The organism is Halobellus limi (assembly GCF_004799685.1).
Lineage (GTDB): Archaea > Halobacteriota > Halobacteria > Halobacteriales > Haloferacaceae > Haloquadratum > Haloquadratum limi.
Map to the genome: position 1 here is coordinate 154,261 of NZ_CP031313.1, position 17,956 is coordinate 172,216.

Here is a 17,956-nt window from a genome sequence, read left to right on the forward strand (position 1 = left end):
CTTAATCACCCCGAGAAGGGAGGGAGTGATAGGGCCCCACCCGTCTATTTGAGTAGCGAGTCAGACATCCGTTTCGGGAAGCCCACAACTAGCTGATAGAAGCTCAGCTGTTCCACATCATCGCCCTCACGGAGGTAAGAGCGTGTTCGCTGGCTGATTATTTCGACGGAGATGACGAGTCCCACTATAAATAGAATCGTCGCCATCATATTTGTGAAATTGAATGTTTGTTGCTCGATCGTTAGCGTCACTCCAAGGCCACCCGCTCCAATGATACCGAGACTGACCGCAGACCGGACGTTATTCTCCAGAACAAACATTGCCCATGCGATGAACGGTCGGATCATCTGTGGAATCATTCCAAACGTGATTATCTGAGGCTTGCCTGCGCCAGTGCTTCTAATTCCTTCGATGGGTCCGTCATCGACCTCTTCAAGTTCGTCAGTGAGTAGTCGGCCCAGTTCTCCGATAGTGTCTGTACCGAGAGCGAGTGTTGCGGTCACTGGAGTTATACCGCCTAAGGGAACGTATATCAGCGCCCAGACGAGCGCCGGAATCGACCGAATAATACTCATCACGCCCCGGAAGAGGAAATTGAGTGGAAACGGGGTGACCCGCTCGTTTCCGAGGATACCGAACAGCAGTGCCAGCGGCGCGCCCATAATTGTACCCGCGAGCGCAATCGCCAGCGTAATTCCAGCTTCTCCTACCAACCCAGCTTCGTTCATGAACCGGTAGTAGCGGCCGAGGTCAACGAAGGGAATCACGCCGAAATACAGCTTCGGCGGGAAATACTGTGCGAGTGCCTCGATGAACTGAGGCCAATACTCCACCCATTCTGTCCTCCAGAACCCAGCCGCGTTCAATGAGAGGTACAGTAGTACCGCAATGCCGGTCAATAGAGCTGACTGAGACAGCCGACGTATCAGTCGGGCACGCTTCAATTCGCTGTGCCGTTGTTTGACGGCTGAATCCTCTTGAGTATCACCGAAGAATCGTCGAAGTATCCTCTCGACGAGCCCATCGCGATCAGTACTCATAATTCAGTTCTCATATTGGCGGCTTCGGTCTGTGTTGATTCGTTCAACTCGGTAGCCTCGGTCCCTTCACGGAGTTCTTCTGTCTGGATCTCACCGTAAATCTCCTCGATAATCGAGGGTGTGAGTTCCGAGCGCGAGCCCACAAACATCACTTCACCGTCTTTCATACCGATGAACTGCTCGCCGAACTCCCGGGCGATATTGACTTGATGGAGGCTTGCCAGCGTCGTGAGGTCGCGTTTTTTTGCAGTCTCACGAAAGTACGTCATTACCGTTTCAGCACTGGCAGGGTCCAGACTTGCGACGGGTTCGTCGGCGAGGAGGAGCGTCGGTTGCTGAACCAACGCGCGTGCGATCCCGACGCGTTGTTGCTGACCTCCGCTCATACGATTCACTTTTTGATCTGCCTCGTCGAGCAATCCGACTGTGTCCAGTGCCTCTAGTGCGAGTTCTCGATCCTCGGTAGGCTGTAAATTGAGCAGGCTCCGAAGGTATCCAGTTCGATTGAATGTCCCGGTCAGGGCATTATCGTAGGCACTCAGCTCATCGACGAGGTTGTGTTGCTGGAACACCATTCCAACGTCCGACCGCGAGTTGGTGATCTCCTGATCGTCGAGATACACACTCCCCGAAGTGGGTTCAGTCAACCCGTTGAGGATCCGCAACAGCGTCGACTTACCAGCCCCAGACTCACCGAGCACGACAGCAAAGCTCCCATCGGGGACTTCGAAGGAGACGTTTGCCAGGGCTGTCGTGTCCCCGTACTCCTTGGTTAAATCCTGTACGCGGAGGACCATATGCAGTTACAGGTCCCCTAAATCAACACCGAGCGTGTTGATCACGTCGAGAATGGGCTGGTAATCCTCGTTACTACCCGGCGAAACCGCACTGATTGGGTTGTCCACGTCTCCGTCCGGCTCCCGTAGCGTCCCCTCGTCGATCGAGAGAATCGCCTCTTCGATGTCGGAGCGTAGCGGGTGTTCCCAGTTGCTGCGCGCGATGATGGGCGAGAGGGGGAGCGACTGCGACGCTTGGACCAGTTCCAACTCTGTCGAACTCGACCCGACGTCGTCGTCCCATCGGCCGGACCGTTCGCGCACCCGGTCTGGCCACTGGTCTTCCGAGATGTACTCCAAAAGAACAGCGATATCACAGCCGACAGCGGCGAACTCGTCCCGGTTAAGGAAGTTCTCTATCGCGCCGGCCTGGCCACTCGTCCATGTGCCGTCGTAGTCCACCGGGTCGCCGTATGGGGCCTCTCCAGTGTCGAGTCCGGCCTGGTTGAGCATGTAGTTGGGGTACAGCGACCCGCTCGTCGAGAGCCGGTCAGCGAACACGATGCTCTCCCCCTCAAGATCTGAAAGCTCCTCGATATCGGAGTCCGGACGCGTCGCGATTCCGGAGAAGTACACCGACGCACCACCTTCGTTGACGATGCCGACGACATCAATCTCCTCAGGATTCGCGAGCAACACGATGTCGCTGCGCGTCATCTCAGCTTGGTCGTTGAGGAGCGACTGGCCGATTCCCGAAGTACTATCTGCGAAATCGACGTTCAGGTCCAGCTCCTCAACTTGCGAGTTAACGTACTCCGAGAACGGTTCCCACATCTCTTCAGTGTCTCCTGGAGTCTCACCAGGCGTCTCTAGGAACGTGATTGGCTCATAGTCGTTGCCCGACGACCCGCTGGTCGAGCCGGACTCACTATCAGAGCCATCATCAGAACTACCGTCGGAACCATCACTACCACTGCCTGAGCTACAGCCTGCGAGGCCCGCGGTCAGTGCTACCCCAGTACTCTGCAGTACGCGACGGCGTGTCTTATCTGGCATCACATATCGCTCGGGAAGATTATTGAAAAAGGGCTTATAATTGTTATAACTAGAGCTACGTACTGCCATATCGAAGATTATGGTACAATAGTAGTATATACCACAATCTTCACCTACGTCCTCTCTGGTCAAACAAGTTGTTGAACGAGCCCTGGTCAGCACTTTGTAATGTCTCAGACTCGCGATTCTCGGCGAACAGTCTTCCGACGCATCGCAAGTCAACGACACGCTGATTGGCCGGTATACGATTCAACACCACTGTACGACCGAAGCTCGCTTGACGGGCTGGAATCGGATATCAGAATTGTCTCGTAGACCTGGTTCAGACACGACAGCCACGGGTCGGTCGAGAACTTCGTCCGGCTACTCCCGCTAGCGTATTTCCGATTCGACACGCACGACCGGTACGCAGAGTCAACTCGCTACGGGATGGATACCCTCTTTCGCGTCTTCATCTTGAAAGAATGCCACGGGTGGGACCACGAGACAGCGCTGATCGAGTATCTTGAGTGTCGCCCGGTACTCTGCGAGCAGTTAGGCTTAGAAAGTGTCCCGAACCAGTCGACGCTGTGGCGCAGTTGGCACGAACGGTTCACTGCCGAGTTTCGCAGTACAGTCGAGACAGCTGCGCGGACCATTCTCATCAAATCCCAGGACACGGGTGTTGCCGTCCCACGCGAACCAGAACGGCGTCTTTCATCCTACGGTGACGAGGAGAACGAATCGGACCCACACGATCAAGCTGTCCTTGATGAAGCGGCAACGATTACGGATCACGTCAGTCGCGTTGTCTTCCCGGCATTCTCACTGGATCGAGGTGAGGGCTGTGAGATTCACGAGAATGCTTACTGGGACCTGCAGACGTATCTCGGACTTCGTGAGCGCCTCGCGGCCAACGAGGGCGCTCGGAGTTTCACCTACGAGTCGACCCGTGAGCGGACGGCCTTTCCCCTTGTCCTAGAGGTAGCGCTCGAACGACTCGGAGAGTGAGGTCAATGGCGTCCGTTCTGTCGGTGTATTCCGGTCCATAGTGCTCTCCTGAACTGTTGAATGTAGTCAGTCACACAGACAGACGCCGCCTTCCCGAATCTGGCTCACTGCGAACTGATGGACAGCGCCGGCGAGGTCAGTCATTGCTTCCGCCTGCTCTTCGGTTGGACGCCCGCCGCCGTAATAACTCTCTGTCCGGTTTTCGCTGTAGAGGTTCTTCATCGCCTCTGCAGTCTCCCGCTCAAACAACCCGATCTGGTGGGCACGCTCGTAGCTGAACTGGTGGTCCTGAAAGTCCTGAAGCATATCGTTCGTCATCGCGAGCGCGTACGCCTCGATCGACCGTTCGATCGCGCCGAAACAGACCTCGATGACGGCCGTGTAGTACCCATCCTGTGACTGGAGAGTGTCAACGACCTCAAGGAGGCGGCACGCTTTCGTCAGTTGTGTCTTCCAGTCTTCGTCGGCACTAATCCCGTCCTCGAACGCTGTTCGACCGCGTCCGACCATCTCGAAGGCATCCTGTGCACGGTCGAGTGCTGTGAGCACAGCGGTCGGGTCCGAGCCGTTACTCATCAGAGGCTCCTTCCTCCAAGAGGAGGTTCTCGACGGTTTCGAAGTCATTCGTCTTGTAGACCGGAATCCCTGAAACGACGATCTCTCGGATGTCTTCGGTGTACGCCGGGATCCCCTGGACGACCTCGACATCGATATCGTAGGCGTATCGGTCACCATCGAACTCCGTATCTTCGAGGTCACGGGCAATGGTGTTCGCTTCTCGTTGGCTTGCGGCCCGCCCAGACCGGGTTAGCACCCAGAGATCGATATCGCTCTGTCGGTCAGCCTCGCCCCGAGCCACACTCCCATAGAGGATGATGCCGACGACGTCGTTGATGTTCTCACGAAGCTCCGTAACCGCAGCTTTGACGGGTTGATGATACTCTGGTTGGGGGATTCGGAGGATCGGATCGTCTGGAATCGACAGGCGCTGCCTGTTGATCTGGACGAGTCGCTGGTTGCTTTCGGGCGATTCGACAACCAAGTCGTTCGCGCTGAGAACGTTTACTGCCCGTCGGACGGACTGGTGTGAGTGACCAATTTGTGTCGCGAGTTCTCGCAATGAGAAGTCACTGAATCGGTGATTTGTTAAAAAGAGAAGGACGTCGCTCGTCGCCTTGTGTTTGAATAAAGTCGGATCTGAAGGGGGTATTGAAAGAGAAATAGCTACCCCAGACGAATTCGCACTATCCGTCTCGTGGTTCATATGCCGTATCACGGACCACTACTATATAAACATTATATGTGAGTCGGAATAGACCTAAATATCCACCTGGCAGCAACGGACGTGCGGAGAATGGGCCCAGGCATCTGGTCTCTCACGAGGACTCCCCCGCCATCTCCACGGACTGGGCTGAGGCGACCCAGAGAAATCTCGAACCCCGTTCGTGGTGGCTCTACCCCGGGAAAGCATCTTTCTGAGCCGATTGCAGCATTCGTGCTTCACCGACAGCGGCGGGGTACTTCAAAATGGTCGTGATTACGGCGAGAATCAAGAGCTGCTAGTTTGGTGGATAAAACAGGAACTATTTCGAATCTTGATTAACCCGTTGGTCCGTTTTTGAAAGTGCCTCAGTCGCCATATCTGCCCGTTCAGCAGCCTCAATGTGCTGGTATGCCTGCCGGACTTGTTCCTCGGAGTTATCGAGGTACCGCGCTGCAGCAGCGTAGCCGAATTCTCGGACCAGTACCTCACCCATCCCACGACGGCCGCCGTGAGGAGCGAGATAGTCGTGACGATCATCGTTAACATCGATGTCAGCGGCGTCAGTGAGCCGCTGAAGAACACGTCGAGCCCCGTCAGTCGTCAATCCTGGTGGGGCATCAAGTTCGTGTTCGGCCCCCGCAAGCAGATCGGGCCAAGTTGATCGAACACTTTCGACCATATCCTCGTTGAGACCACGTTCAGCAAGCCCAGATTGAACGTGAGAGGACAGTGTCGGCCGATGCAGTGTCGTGAATACTGGCCACTCTTCAGGCGGGTCCAATAGTTGCTTGTACCGACGAAGGGGGCCAAGAACGGGTTCTGGCAATGAGGCTTCCTTCCACTGTTGATTTTTCCGGTAGACTGTTGCACTGCGGTCCTCGAGGGAGACGTCGCGCCAGCGTAGTCCATCCCGTCCTGGTCGTTCGTCATTCGGATCACGGAGGAACTCTGCAGCTCGTAAACCCGTGTACGCTAACAGATACGCAAGCGCGCGGTCGCGGCACCGTTTGATTGCCTCGAAACGAGCTCGGACCTTCTCGTTCCACAGATCACCCTCAGGGTCCTCGACTTCATCGTACGGAACCTCAATATCACCGAAGGTATCGATCGCAGCACTCGCTTCTGCGTCGACAAATCGCGTGAGCAGGTCTCGATCTGTTGAGTCCCACGCCTGTTGGTCACCTGGACGACGGTTATTGCTGTCTGGAAGAGGATCTTCGGCGTCTGACTCCCGAGCGTAGTGCCGCGAAATGTACCCTTGCCCGTGCGCCCACCCACACCACGAAGCCACGTACGCGTAGTAGGTGTTGATTGTCGAGTGGGAGTACCCCGACCCGCGAAGGTAGCGTGCGTAGTCGCCGAACACGGTTGCGTCGAGATCAGCGAAGGTGACGGGTGGCGCCTCTACGATCCCGTTCCACGACGTCGCTGGATCTGCGTTGGCCGGGTCGGCTGTCTTCCCGAGCGCCCAGCTGTGGAAGCGGTCGAGTTCTCGCTCTGTGTTGCGACGGTAGTTACCGCTCTCACCCGTGTCGCCTTTGCCCTTGTCTGTGAGGAACTTCTGGAAGGTCTGTTGAATCGGTGTATCGGGGCTACGTCGGCCGCTCATAGTTGAGAGAAGGGTTCGCGCATAGTTTCTGATTTGGCTCGGTTGGGGGGTACGGGTAGGTTCTACAAAAAGTTACTCGTGATTACTCAACTAAGCACGAGTAAATAGAACGGGTATATTTTGGCCACTCTCAGACAGTAGTTCCGTAAATCCACCTGAAAAGGCCAGAATCGGCAATTGAGGGTTAAATAAATCATATACTGCTATATGAAATTTAGTTCTCGACCGGGCCAATGGACTATGCAATAATCAGGCGCACAGAGTGACCCTGTTAATATTCAACAGCAATTAGAACACCTGCATACCGTAATTTGGAACAATTGACGTCACATAGAAGGTAAAAATTCCGCGGTCGTATTGTCAACACACCCGTTTTCGAGATAGGTACTGAGAACTGTGATCAGCTCACCTCGAGGCCTGTGGTAACTATATCAATCGGTCCAATCGCCATATCGAATCAGTCGCGATCGATATAGACTTTAGAGTGTGTCTGACGGTACGTCAGTGTCTTGTCCCGATGATCTGTATTAGCTTTCTATGTAGTAAATCTGTAACAGATATCTGTACCGGTGATCTGTAATGGGTCGCCGTAGGAGTTTCCAGTGGGTAAGATTGTTGGGTCTGTTCCAGAAATCTATTACAGATAGCTGTTACAGATATAAAGAACAGATATCTGTGATGCCCACCAATATGCCACACAATCACAACACAACGCCCATTGCAGAGATTAGGTACAGATAACTATTACAGATATCTGTTACAGATATTCGAAGCGGATGTCTGACACAGGTTTATGCGATAGGAGATAGATACATCGAGCGTATGATCACGGCCGTAGTCTACTCGGAATCAGGCGGAACGTACAAGACGACTATGACCGCCAACCTCGCAGTTGCGCTTGAGCGGATGGGGCTCAATACACTCGTACTGGATCTTGATCCACAGGAGGGGAACCTAACGAGCCTCTTTGATGTCGGTGAACATCGAAACGATCCAGACGCCGACAACCTAGTCAAACACATTCTCGATATGCCTGATGGGGATTTTCAGGAGTTGATCGAGACAACAGCAGAAGGCGTCGACATTGTTCCAAGTCACGATATGCTCGGTGACTTTACGTCGAACCTCGAGCAGAAGATTGCCTATGAGACGGGAATGCAAAATATAAGCCGCGAAGAGTATCCTCGGTTCGAACTCCTGTATGAACTCCTCTGGAATAAGCAGAAACTCCAGGAGAAATACGATGCCGTCCTCATCGACCCGAACGCCCGGGCGGAGGACTTGCTGTATAATGCGATTTACGCCCTGCGAACGCTCGTCGCACCCGTCAAACCAGCTGGGAAAGGAAATCTGAGCCTAGAAGGACTTGAGGAACTCGTCGGAAATATGGAGAGCCAGCTCGATATCGAGATCGGGCTGTCCTGTGTCGTACCCTCGGGAGTTGGCCAAACGAATGCTCACCAGCAGTATCAACAACAGTTCGAGAACACGGATGCATTCGCCACCCCAGTCACCATCGGGAATCGAGAAAGCCTTATGGACGCTATGTGGGAAGCCAGAGGATCCGCATTCAAGGTTGTCGAAGAACGGTGGAAAACGTACGAAAAAGACGGTGAAATGGTGAGCGAATCCGGTCAACGACGGATACGAAACCGGGAGATCGAGACGCTGCGGAAGTTGTACGAACTTGCGTGGTTCATTGCCACCGATACGTTCGATGCGAAGGTCGATCCAGTGCTGGAACTCGATATTCAGGACTACGAGACGAGGACGATCAATCTTCGAGATGACGAGGCAACGGAGGCGACAACCATATGAGCAACTTCAAATCCGGGTCCGGAAATCTCGATTTCGGTGGGGACGATGAGAAAGAAGAGGAACCCAACTCGTCTACTGAATCCACAAAGGCAAAAGACGAGAGTCACACTGCAGAGTCGACAGAATCAGAAACAGCCCGCGCAGCCTCCGCAGACGACCAGCCTACAAAAACGACGAGTACTTCGAGGGACTCAAAACGGGAGGACCAAATCCAAACAGCGACAACAACCTCCTCCGGAACGGAGACGTATCCGTACTTTGTCCGGCGGAATAATGTTGGCGACGAACGCGACACACGTCTCGAAATCCACGTCCGCGACAAGGTAGCCGAACAAGAAGGCAAATTCAGGAATAAACTGGCCGAACATCTCGGAGCGAACGAAATCTCAAAAACAGATGCCCGAGAGTTCGCCCTGCTCGCAGCATTTCACAATCCCGAACAGGTTGCTGAGTTGATGCGGGAGGAAGGGTTCGGTACGCTCGGGTGAGAGAGGTAATCTCGATCTTCGATTTTAGAATGCCCCTAGAACTGTGGAATCTATATATGGGAATTTCGGCTCTGGTGAATCGTCAGACGGCGCTTGATTTCACGGTTTCACTGCTCGCTTGATATTATGGGTCGTGTTTAGTTAAGGATGAAGAGTGAGGCGGGAGAATTTCTTGCTGGTCTATGGCAGAAATCGCCCGCCTCAGCGGATGCACGGACTGGATTGATTTGGATTTTGTGGAGCGACAGCGGACACCCGAGCGTGCGATGAAGCTCGGTATTCAGCTCCAGTTAGCGGGGCTGTCGCTGTCGAATACCGTCTCTATTCTCGACAAGTTGGGTGTCGAGCGCTCTCGCAAGGCAATCTATGACTGGGGGCAGAAGGCCAATCTACAGCCCATAGATGGGCGAAGCCCGAATCACGTTGCGCTCGATGAAACCGCGATTCGAATCAATGACCAGCAATTCTGGCTGTACGCCGCCGCCGATCCCGACACAAACGATCTGCTGCATCTGCGACTCTTTGCAACGACAACGACCGTATTAACCGAGATCTTTCTGCGAGAACTCCGCCAGAAACACAATGTCGAATCTGCTGTGTTTCTGGTCGATGGCGCTCAACACCTCCAAACTGCACTGGCCAGAGCTGGCCTCCGATTTCAAACTGAACGAGATGGAAATCGGAACGCCATCAAACGAATCTTTCGAGAGCTCAAGCGCAGAACTTCCTCGTTCTCAAACTGTTTTAGCCACGTTGAGCTGCAAACTGCCGAAAATTGGCTCCAAGCATTTGTCGCCTGGTTCAATGCTCCAAACTAAACACGATCATATTATGAACGACACATTTCAAGACAAGCTCACGAAATTCTCGATACCACGTTCGCGCACGCACGGTGTCGCCGTGCGTGCGCTTGATCGACGAGAAGACAGTCTCACACATCGATCTCTGGCGGTATCGAGGCCCATCGACCCGCGTGTTATGCGCGTGGTCGATGGGCCGGAAGATGCGATACTTAATCAGCGGTCTCACGTCTTCTTCATGCAGTTTCTGGCGTAAATCCATCCAATCGTAGCCCTTGTCGGCGGCGAGGCTGGGCAGGTCGCCTGCGTTGCGGCAGGCGACCTGCCAGCCGAGCTGTGTGTCGTGTGTTTTCTCGGTCGTACAGTGAACGTCAAGGACAGCTTGAGATTCTGTATCGACGAGAGCGGTCGCTTTGAGTGTTTGAACGCGATAATTCGTCCGGCGGCAGTAGTGCTTGCTGGCGTTTTCGCGGTCGAAAAACGTGGCGTCGATGGCGGCGTGACCTGAGAGGTCGTGCAGCTGCGCCAACAGGCGCAGCAGCACTCGTCAGACCTTCATCTCGAAGCTATCAAACGCCTTTACCAATATTGAGTGGTCAGGGAGATCGCCCTCTTCGAGGCCGATCTCGGCCAATATATGCGGCATTTCGCTCAGCAGACCGAGAGCGTTGCGGTACGACTCATCGAGGTAAATCCGTAGACAGTGCAGCGATACAAGAGCGTAATCGGCGAAGCCGCCACCCCCTTCGGGGGCGGCGACTTCGACTCGGCCACCAACAATATTTTTAGCTAACGTGACCGCTTTGCTCGTGAAGCGGGAGATTCTCGACATAACCACCGCGGGTTTCCCGCTTCACCTCCTTTGATTTGACGACCTATCCTGCCGCGGTACAGCGATTCACCAGAGCCGTTTAATTGGGAATCGGGGGTCGGAACCAGGTTGAGAAGAATACCGCTCGTCTTTTGAACAGCAATCCCGTGGTTGAATCTCACCTTGCTCCCCTAACGCTGGTATTAGAAGACCCTGTGTTGGTTACGGCTCAACCCGAGAGCCTGACGGCACCTACTAACCAACAATTAATAGCTATCGTCACTGAGTGTTGGTTAGCCTCTCTCAGAAACAATGAGACAGACACCGACCTCACGACCGACTGGTATACGGGGGTCGGCCACCATACTCCACGATAATGCCGGGTGACGCGAAAGCAGAACTGTACCAGTGTCTCGCAGCCACGGCCGAACGGCCAGTTGATCGCACCCCAAGTCGCCTGTTAGGTGAGGCCCAGGCGGTCGCTGACGATCTACGCGAAATCGATGATCCGGCGGTGGTCGCCGATCGCGCCAGCGTTGTTGTCGAACTCCTCTCGAAGATCGACGGGACGGGCGATCCTGAGGCGGATGCGGAGGTGGCTCGAGCCCAGGAACTGGCTGAGACCCTGGCTGGCGAGTGAGAATCCGAACACTACCTAGTCAAGGATTTCCATTGATCCAATCTTTCAGGTCGCTGAAAAAGGCGGTGAAGACTGAGTTGAATTCATTTATATAATACAGTGGAAGTCGATGATCTCCCAGCACCTGTGAGACGTATTGTAAATAACTGTCTGGATGGCGAACGGTCGTGTTTAGTTAAGCGTCAGAGTAATACTTTGCGTAGAGTTTCTGTACGTTCCAAAATTGGGTGTCCAAATGATTTTGCAGTTACGATTAGTAACTTAATCAACGTCACCACCACGAACGGAATGAAAGCGTATGAGACTACCCGAAACGCCACGAATTAGGTTTCGTACAAAATAATTACTCACAGTATTAACTAAACACCACCTCGATTCCCCCGTCACACATAAGTAATCTCACCCGATGAGCCTCGTCTTTCCTCTGGGTTCTGACACTGATTCGACCAGGGTTCGATGGGCTTCACTCGTAGCTCTCCGAAGCCGTACTTCGAGTGACTGCCAACCCGGAGGATGCCGTTCTTCGCGGTCTCCACCGGACGGTCGCCCTCGTAGGCGACCACCTGCCCGTGGTCCTCGGTCTGAAGCTTGTACCTCTCACGTTGTTCCAGCACCTTCTCCTCGCGTTCACGGAGATCGCGGCGATCCTCCTTCCACCACCACGGCACGTCCTGGTCGTGAGCGTTCAGGTACTCCGACTCCAACACGAACGGCGATCACGAGTTCGAGGATGAACGCCTCGCCGTCTTCGAGACGCGAGTAGTCCAACACCTCCAGGTCTACGGCCTGCGTGTCTTTCAGCCGCGTGATGCCGTAGCCGTAGTTGCGTTCTCGTCGAGCGGGAGGGCATCGTCCCGGTCGGCGTGGAGGTACGCGTTGATGTACCACTTCGTCGTCTGCTGTTGCGAGTCGACGGCTACTGTTGAAATCCCGCCACAGTGACTCCTCTCCTGTAGGACGACCAGCGTTAATCCGAACGCCAGTCGGTGATATCTGTGACGGTCTCGTTTTCGAGGTCGACTGTGGCAGAGTAATACATCTCGCCGGTGGAAGGGTTGCGGATCCTGATGGTGGCCTCGTCTTTGACGTATTCTGGATGACGGTCGATGGTGACCGTACCTGTCTCGTCACTGTCTTCGACTGTGAGGGTGAACGTCTCCTCTCCCTCGGCTGTCTCACTTTCCATCGAGGTACTATTGAGGCCGGTGAAGGTCGTGGTCTGGCCAGAGTCCACGGTCAGTTTGTGGATCGGTTCAACGATCAGTTCGTACTGTTCCAGGTCCTGAAGTACCTGCTGTACGGTCGCGTTGTTATGGGCGATTGCTTTGGCGTGACTGCGTTCGCTGTCCGTCAGTGGGTCCTCAGTCTCTGTGTTCACCTGATAGGTTCCACTTCCTTGTTGTTCGATTTCGATACTGTCGATCCGGGTTATGTTGTCGACGATGGTAACCTGCTGATCACCCTGTTCGACAGTGACGTTGTCTTCAGACACGACGAACGCTGTACCCACCCCGGAAGCGGCGTGAGGAGTAGTGGCACCGACCGCGGTGCCGATGACAGCGAGCCCGACACCGAGAACGGCAAGGACCACCAACAGGGTGAGACGGGACTGTAGATCGGATGTCATTGGTGTTTTGGACTTAGGTGAAAGACCACATCAGTACTGCGTGAAACCGGTTGGGAAACGGTTGGAAATGCGTTTCACAGGCGTTTCATCCCGGTTTTACAGCGAAAGAGCGATACGCATTAGACGGAGTGCTCATTACCCTGTTCATATGGACTTGTCAGCCCTCCACGGTAAGCGCCTTATCGCGGCGTCCGCGTTCGTCGCCGCGGTCCTCGTGCTTGCCATCCAACTGATCACCCCCTCTCCGGTTATGGTCTCTATCGGTGACAACGGCGCGCAAACCACCCAGCTCGGCCAGTACTTCACTTACACCGACGTCGCCCTCATCACTGTCGCAGCCTCCCTCCTCGGTGCCAGCGGCACCTACCTCTTACTCCACGACCACACCACCACAGTCCCGACAACCGAGTCAGCGACACCGCCTCCCATCGCAAACGGCGGAGAACACCCACCGACACGACAAGCGGTTAGTGACGGACCCGGCAGCGACACTGTCCAGCACAACACAACGGCCCCTGAGGAACGGTGGGAGGACACGGTTGACCGGTTACACAACAACGAGGAAATAGTCTACACCGTCGTGCTTGAAGCCGGTGGTGAACTTCCACAACGGGATATCGTCGAGGGAACCGAGTTGTCTAAGGCCACGGTCAGCCGAACCTTGGATACCCTCGAAAGCAAGGGCCTGGTCGAGCGGAAACGCAAAGGGATGGGTAACGTCGTCGTCCTCACATAATCTTCGGTGAACCACCGGCTGAAACGGGTTCCAAACCGGTTCCGTAATGCGTTTCCAATCAATCACTTTCAGGTCTTTCATCTAACGGTCTACGTGGAGAGCCCCCTCCTCCAGGGTTTGGAGGTTTCGGTGGTGTCTCCACGCTACCAGGTGATTGACGAACTATGCGCACGAAACTTGCCCTCCTCGCGGTCGCCGCACTGCTCGCTCTCGGTACGGGTAGTGTCGTCGCCGCAATGGACACCCCTACGGCCGACACAGCGTCGGATGATGCATTGCCAGCCAACTACACCGTTGACGTCATCAACTCCGGAGAGGTGAGTGATGAAGAGGTCGATCAGGTCATCGAGACGGCTTGGGCGAACCATACAGTCCGGAGTTACTTCGATGAGGTAACTGCCGTTCATTTCGAGGTATGGGCCTCAGAGTTGGACGAGAATGTGATCCACGTCAAGATTGCTCCGATTGAGGAGCCGGACGAGACACGGGTCATCACCGACGTCAACCTCTCAAAGAAGCAGGTCACCTACATCGATGAACCGGTGAAACTCAACGCCTCCAACGCCATCACGATCGACGCCACCGACTACGATCTCAACGATACGGAACACAGTCAGAACACGAACAATGAAGAAAACGCCACGAGACTCACAGCTGACCAAGCCACCCAGATAGAGCTGAACGAGAGCTCGATTGAACGTGGCGGAGACGGCACCTTCACCCTCGAAGTCGAAGACGACGACGAAACCACCACGACCGTCCCCTCAGAAGAGATTATCAGGATCGACCTGTCTCCAGAGAACCAGACAGTCAACGGCGAATAACACTAACCGACATTAAAACACGCTCCAGTTCTCTTTCTTTCTAATAGGGTTTCAACAGAGCCAGTTGTGCATAGTACGCAACGGTTCCCGAGAGAGGCAACAACAGCACCCCAACGCGACTGCATTGAGCACAAAAGGGCGCGATGAGCATCTTGATGTTCTCGTTTCGTGGAATCTGTTGGTCGGGCGCAATAATGTTCGGAACCGGTTCTTTGAGCTTCCAGGAACAATCTATAGCGGTTTCAGGGTAAAATGAGTCTTGAGTTCAGTACTGTGGGTTCGTATTTTCTTGATCGGGTCGGTCAGCAGTCGATGCAGAATCAAGATCAGCAAAAAATTGCATCGTTGCGAAATTCAAACCGAGGCCGATGAAACCGCCAGCGAGAATACCAACCAAGAGCCCGAGGACGGGCACGTTCACGACGATCCCAGTCGCTACCGGAGACACAGCGAACACGAACAGCGAAAAGCCGATGGCGTACGTGAGATACGGTCCCCCTTCGATTGCAAGCGCGTACGATGCCCGAGCCGCGTCAACGAGTCCTCGATCTCGAATGACGATCAGATACGGCGTTCCATAGAAGAGGTACGCCACAATCAGGAAGATTACCATCCCTGGAAGAAGAACCAATAGCGCTGCACCACTGAGGCTGCCAGTGAGTGACTCAACCCCGAACACTCCCACTGCAAGCGGCAGTAACACGAGGAATGGAATCGTAGTCAACACCAGAAACGGGAGAAAATACGTACGACTGTTTTGGAGAAACGCGTACGGATTACCATCGAGGGCATTGCTGAGACTGCCGAAATAACCCGCTTGGATCGTTGCCTGAGCGATCACCAAGAGAGGAACCGTGAGGAACACGAATGGCAGCAGCTCGATCGGCAGCCCAGTATTCACGGACACACCGGAATTAGGGACGCTGACGAACTGCCACACAGTGATGACCGAAAGCGGAAACCCGAGTTTGAACCCAATGTGGCCGCCATCGAACGTGGTGATCGCTGTGATCTTGTTCGTATCTAATAGCGCAAACAGGATCGGAACGAGTACCAACACCAGATGCTCACTCGCACGACTCATCCCTGCCGAAAGGCGTGTCAGAAAACTCGGCATTAGAGCCCCTCTTCAGTTTCTATTGGAGTGCACAGACCAGTCGAAGGTGACCAGTTGTGGACCGAAGATGTGCGTCGAGGCCGTAATAACGAGGCGATCAGAGTGGTCGCAACAGAGTGGGGAACCATTTACGACGAAGTCTATCAGAATGGTAGTTAATCCCTTCTGTGACTCAAACAGCTGCAGAGTAACGGACCGGGGCCCCAACCGATAGCAAGTAAACGGGTGTCGATTAGTCCGTATGCACTGTGAGCCCACCCCCCGTCATCTCAACTCCACCCGCTCGCGTGTATTCGACGCCTACTGATCGAAGAAACTGACCAATCGTAGTGGAGAATCACCACGAAACGGAGATCCGGATAGTGGGTACGAACTCGGATCAGACCGGGCCTTTGTATTTGGATTTGATTTTGTCGCCTTCCCGCCACTGCCAGTAGTAGTAGCGGTTGTCGTTGATCTCCTTGATCGTAATCGTTGCTTTCGAGGGGACGTCGTCAGGGAGGTCCTCGGGGCGCTCCTCAGGTGTATCGGTGTCAGCTGCAGCGTCAAGGCGCTCCGCTCTGGCTTTGTGTTCTGCCAAGGCCTCGGCGTAGCGTGCAACCTCCTCAAGAAGTTCAGGCGAATACTCTTGGAGCGTCGTAACCGCTTCAACAGGGAGCTCAGTCGGTGGCGTGGGTGGCTCGTAGGACATCGTTGTGACTCGTCTTAACCAACGAAGAGCCGGAGAAACAATAGCTCTGTTGGTTAAGATGATGGTTGTCTTCTGGTGTGTGAGTCAATCAACATCAAATCGAGTCGATAAAACACCCCTCGTTGCCGGTGTAAACATCTCTGAGAAGACTGCTCGACGCTGTTCGTTGTTGTCTAGAAGGAAATTGTGTGATCCAATTACCCAACAAAGAACGAGATCTTGACCCCTGCGGGTGTCGAACACTGGTACCGGAACGACAGCGACGATCGTGGGTCGTTTTTGTATGTGGTCCCGAAAGGCGACGACGAGATCACCCTCCAGGAGTAATCGCACCGGGAACAGACTACCGATCGGTCGCAATCTGCAGAGAATACGCGATACACAGGAGCCCGGCAAGCTGGATTACCCTGACGAGGAGACGCACGACATTCTGGAGGTCAATCGGAATAATACGGAAGGCGAGCAGCCCTTGTCCGGTGACTGCAAGCGTGTACGTGACACCAAAGAGCAGGATCATCCCGACCGAGAGCCACCGCATCGAGCGTTCATCATTCCGTCTCAGCCCGCGGTACGCTTGGTAGCCAATATAGAGTCCGATTAGCGCCGAGGCCGTTGCTGCCAGCCCCGCAAGCAGCCCAACAGGGGAGCCGAGTCCGACAACGGACATCAGAACTTCCCCCACAGGCGCGTCAACTGATCTGCGACGTCGTCACTTTCTGGCCCTCGGTTGAGGTCCCATCGGAGTTCACCATCCGAAATAGTGACCTCAAATCGATGCAACCTGGACACGTACACCGTCTCGTGATGGCCATCCGATCGCGGTCGGGTCCGCTCACCAACGAGATCGACATCGCTCAAACGGTCGAGCCGTCGATAAATCGACGACGTGGAAAGCCCACAGTGCTCACTCAGTTCGGTAGCCGACATTGGCCGGTCGCTGGTCGCCACCAGAATCGACCGTGTGTGCTCGTCGTCCAACAACGCGACGACGGTCGCGAGGTCCACGTCGGCCATCTCTTGCTCAGATCTCATTAGGTATGTACAAAAGTACTGTATTCCAGACACGAGCACATCGCAGGAGAACCACTGTCGGCCCCCGTTTACTGGCACCCGTGCGGCGACATCACGCATCGGTTTCCCCCCGCAAGTCCACGGTAAAGAGTACGTGGAAATGAGTGCCGCCCGTCGAGTACACGAGGGAGATGCCCTCTGCATCCAGGTGATCGCTCAGATCGACGGTCGCCTCCGCACCAGGTGACACTGAATCATCGTCGCTGTCCGACCAGAGGGGCTGTTTCTCGAGTTCGCCAAAGTCCTCCGGGCGATCGAGGTCGTAATAAAGCCGGTCCGCGGAGACCGACTCACCAGCCTCGTGTCGAAACGTGACGCGCGTTGCGTCCGCGTCTTGGGTCACACCCCACGTCACTTGTGGGAGGTCGTACTCGGGCGCAATCTCGGTATTTGAGTTGAATGGGACTTGCGCTTCAACCGTCGCAAGCGACCCGTCGATCTGGACGTCAAACGTTTCGGCTTCCGTAGTGAATCGATATCCACCTTCTTTCAGCGCCTGCTTCAGCGCTGATTCCGCCGGCACACGGTCGTTCTCGTAGTGATAAGTGACGACTTGATACGCCGTCTCGCCATCGAATCTGAATGCATCGGCGAGCAT

At 54.7% G+C, this 17,956-nt stretch carries 18 protein-coding genes and 3 pseudogenes; 6 read left to right on the top strand and 15 right to left on the bottom strand.

Translation table 11 applies throughout. From position 1 onward, the window contains the following. Positions 1-44 precede the first annotated feature (44 nt). The 3 genes from phnE to DV707_RS17105 are packed head-to-tail and all read right to left on the bottom strand — an operon-like array spanning position 45 to position 2,941. A complete protein-coding gene (gene phnE, locus DV707_RS17095) occupies positions 45-1,040 on the bottom strand; it encodes a phosphonate ABC transporter, permease protein PhnE (protein ID WP_200820940.1) in 996 nt (331 codons plus the stop codon). After that, on the bottom strand, positions 1,037-1,837 hold the full coding sequence (gene phnC / locus DV707_RS17100; protein WP_103992699.1) for a phosphonate ABC transporter ATP-binding protein: 801 nt from the start codon (positions 1,835-1,837) through the stop codon (positions 1,037-1,039). The genes phnE and phnC overlap by 4 nt, the downstream gene beginning before the upstream one ends. A 6-nt stretch (positions 1,838-1,843) precedes the next feature. Next, complete coding sequence (locus tag DV707_RS17105) at positions 1,844-2,941, bottom strand: PhnD/SsuA/transferrin family substrate-binding protein (RefSeq protein ID WP_103992698.1); 1,098 nt, start codon at positions 2,939-2,941, stop codon at positions 1,844-1,846. Positions 2,942-3,040: 99 nt separating this feature from the next. Between DV707_RS17105 and DV707_RS17110 the strand changes: the two are divergent. After that, positions 3,041-3,814: pseudogene (locus tag DV707_RS17110) on the top strand (transposase); the annotation flags it as partial. Between the two features lie 114 nt (positions 3,815-3,928). Here DV707_RS17110 and DV707_RS17115 read toward each other — a convergent pair. The 3 genes from DV707_RS17115 to DV707_RS17125 all read right to left on the bottom strand — a co-directional run bounded on the left by DV707_RS17115 (position 3,929) and on the right by DV707_RS17125 (position 6,735). Continuing rightward, positions 3,929-4,438, bottom strand: a complete 510-nt coding sequence (locus DV707_RS17115) for a DNA-binding protein (protein WP_200820939.1) — start codon at positions 4,436-4,438, stop codon at positions 3,929-3,931. Then, the gene (locus DV707_RS17120) at positions 4,431-5,126 is read right to left on the bottom strand and encodes a nucleotidyltransferase domain-containing protein (RefSeq protein ID WP_200820938.1); all 696 of its coding nucleotides are present in this window, start codon (positions 5,124-5,126) and stop codon (positions 4,431-4,433) included. The genes DV707_RS17115 and DV707_RS17120 overlap by 8 nt, the downstream gene beginning before the upstream one ends. Before the next feature lie 319 nt (positions 5,127-5,445). Further along, positions 5,446-6,735 (bottom strand): tyrosine-type recombinase/integrase, encoded by a 1,290-nt coding sequence (locus DV707_RS17125; protein ID WP_103992697.1) that lies wholly within the window; start codon positions 6,733-6,735, stop codon positions 5,446-5,448. 822 nt (positions 6,736-7,557) lie between these two features. On the opposite strand from DV707_RS17125, the gene DV707_RS17130 reads away from it, so the two are divergent. From DV707_RS17130 to DV707_RS17140, 3 genes are all read left to right on the top strand, one after another. Then, on the top strand, positions 7,558-8,553 hold the full coding sequence (locus DV707_RS17130; RefSeq protein ID WP_103992696.1) for a ParA family protein: 996 nt from the start codon (positions 7,558-7,560) through the stop codon (positions 8,551-8,553). Beyond that, on the top strand, positions 8,550-9,041 hold the full coding sequence (locus tag DV707_RS17135; protein WP_103992695.1) for an acyl-CoA dehydrogenase: 492 nt from the start codon (positions 8,550-8,552) through the stop codon (positions 9,039-9,041). The genes DV707_RS17130 and DV707_RS17135 overlap by 4 nt, the downstream gene beginning before the upstream one ends. A gap of 182 nt (positions 9,042-9,223) precedes the next feature. Beyond that, entirely contained in the window at positions 9,224-9,859 is a 636-nt protein-coding gene (locus tag DV707_RS17140) for an IS6 family transposase (protein WP_103992694.1), read from the top strand. Here DV707_RS17140 and DV707_RS17145 read toward each other — a convergent pair. The 4 genes and pseudogenes from DV707_RS17145 to DV707_RS17160 form a co-directional block, all read right to left on the bottom strand. Beyond that, positions 9,843-10,673: pseudogene (locus tag DV707_RS17145) on the bottom strand (IS5 family transposase). The gene DV707_RS17140 and the pseudogene DV707_RS17145 overlap by 17 nt on opposite strands. A 469-nt stretch (positions 10,674-11,142) precedes the next feature. Beyond that, positions 11,143-11,304, bottom strand: a complete 162-nt coding sequence (locus tag DV707_RS18840; protein ID WP_160113960.1) for a hypothetical protein — start codon at positions 11,302-11,304, stop codon at positions 11,143-11,145. Between the two features lie 371 nt (positions 11,305-11,675). Beyond that, a pseudogene (locus tag DV707_RS17155) lies at positions 11,676-12,197 on the bottom strand (hypothetical protein); the annotation flags it as partial. 62 nt (positions 12,198-12,259) lie between these two features. Then, complete coding sequence (locus DV707_RS17160; RefSeq protein ID WP_200820937.1) at positions 12,260-12,919, bottom strand: hypothetical protein; 660 nt, start codon at positions 12,917-12,919, stop codon at positions 12,260-12,262. A gap of 148 nt (positions 12,920-13,067) precedes the next feature. Here DV707_RS17160 and DV707_RS17165 point away from each other — a divergent pair, with 148 nt between their 5' ends. Both DV707_RS17165 and DV707_RS17170 read left to right on the top strand, forming a co-directional pair. Beyond that, positions 13,068-13,655, top strand: a complete 588-nt coding sequence (locus tag DV707_RS17165) for a helix-turn-helix transcriptional regulator (protein WP_103992692.1) — start codon at positions 13,068-13,070, stop codon at positions 13,653-13,655. A 164-nt stretch (positions 13,656-13,819) separates the two neighbouring features. Next, positions 13,820-14,479 carry a hypothetical protein gene (locus DV707_RS17170; RefSeq protein ID WP_103992691.1) on the top strand — a complete coding sequence of 220 codons (660 nt, stop codon included), beginning with the start codon at positions 13,820-13,822 and terminating at the stop codon, positions 14,477-14,479. Between the two features lie 265 nt (positions 14,480-14,744). Here DV707_RS17170 and DV707_RS17175 read toward each other — a convergent pair whose 3' ends face one another. From DV707_RS17175 to DV707_RS19105, 5 genes are all read right to left on the bottom strand, one after another. Beyond that, positions 14,745-15,596: a hypothetical protein gene (locus tag DV707_RS17175; protein WP_136361929.1), complete on the bottom strand. Its 852-nt coding sequence runs from the start codon at positions 15,594-15,596 to the stop codon at positions 14,745-14,747. Between the two features lie 379 nt (positions 15,597-15,975). Beyond that, the gene (locus DV707_RS17180) at positions 15,976-16,287 is read right to left on the bottom strand and encodes a hypothetical protein (protein ID WP_103992689.1); all 312 of its coding nucleotides are present in this window, start codon (positions 16,285-16,287) and stop codon (positions 15,976-15,978) included. A gap of 343 nt (positions 16,288-16,630) precedes the next feature. Further along, on the bottom strand, positions 16,631-16,954 hold the full coding sequence (locus DV707_RS17185) for a DUF7521 family protein (protein ID WP_049985203.1): 324 nt from the start codon (positions 16,952-16,954) through the stop codon (positions 16,631-16,633). After that, a complete protein-coding gene (locus DV707_RS17190; RefSeq protein WP_103992736.1) occupies positions 16,954-17,301 on the bottom strand; it encodes a winged helix-turn-helix domain-containing protein in 348 nt (115 codons plus the stop codon). The genes DV707_RS17185 and DV707_RS17190 overlap by 1 nt, the downstream gene beginning before the upstream one ends. A gap of 109 nt (positions 17,302-17,410) precedes the next feature. Then, complete coding sequence (locus tag DV707_RS19105) at positions 17,411-17,956, bottom strand: hypothetical protein (protein ID WP_240728563.1); 546 nt, start codon at positions 17,954-17,956, stop codon at positions 17,411-17,413.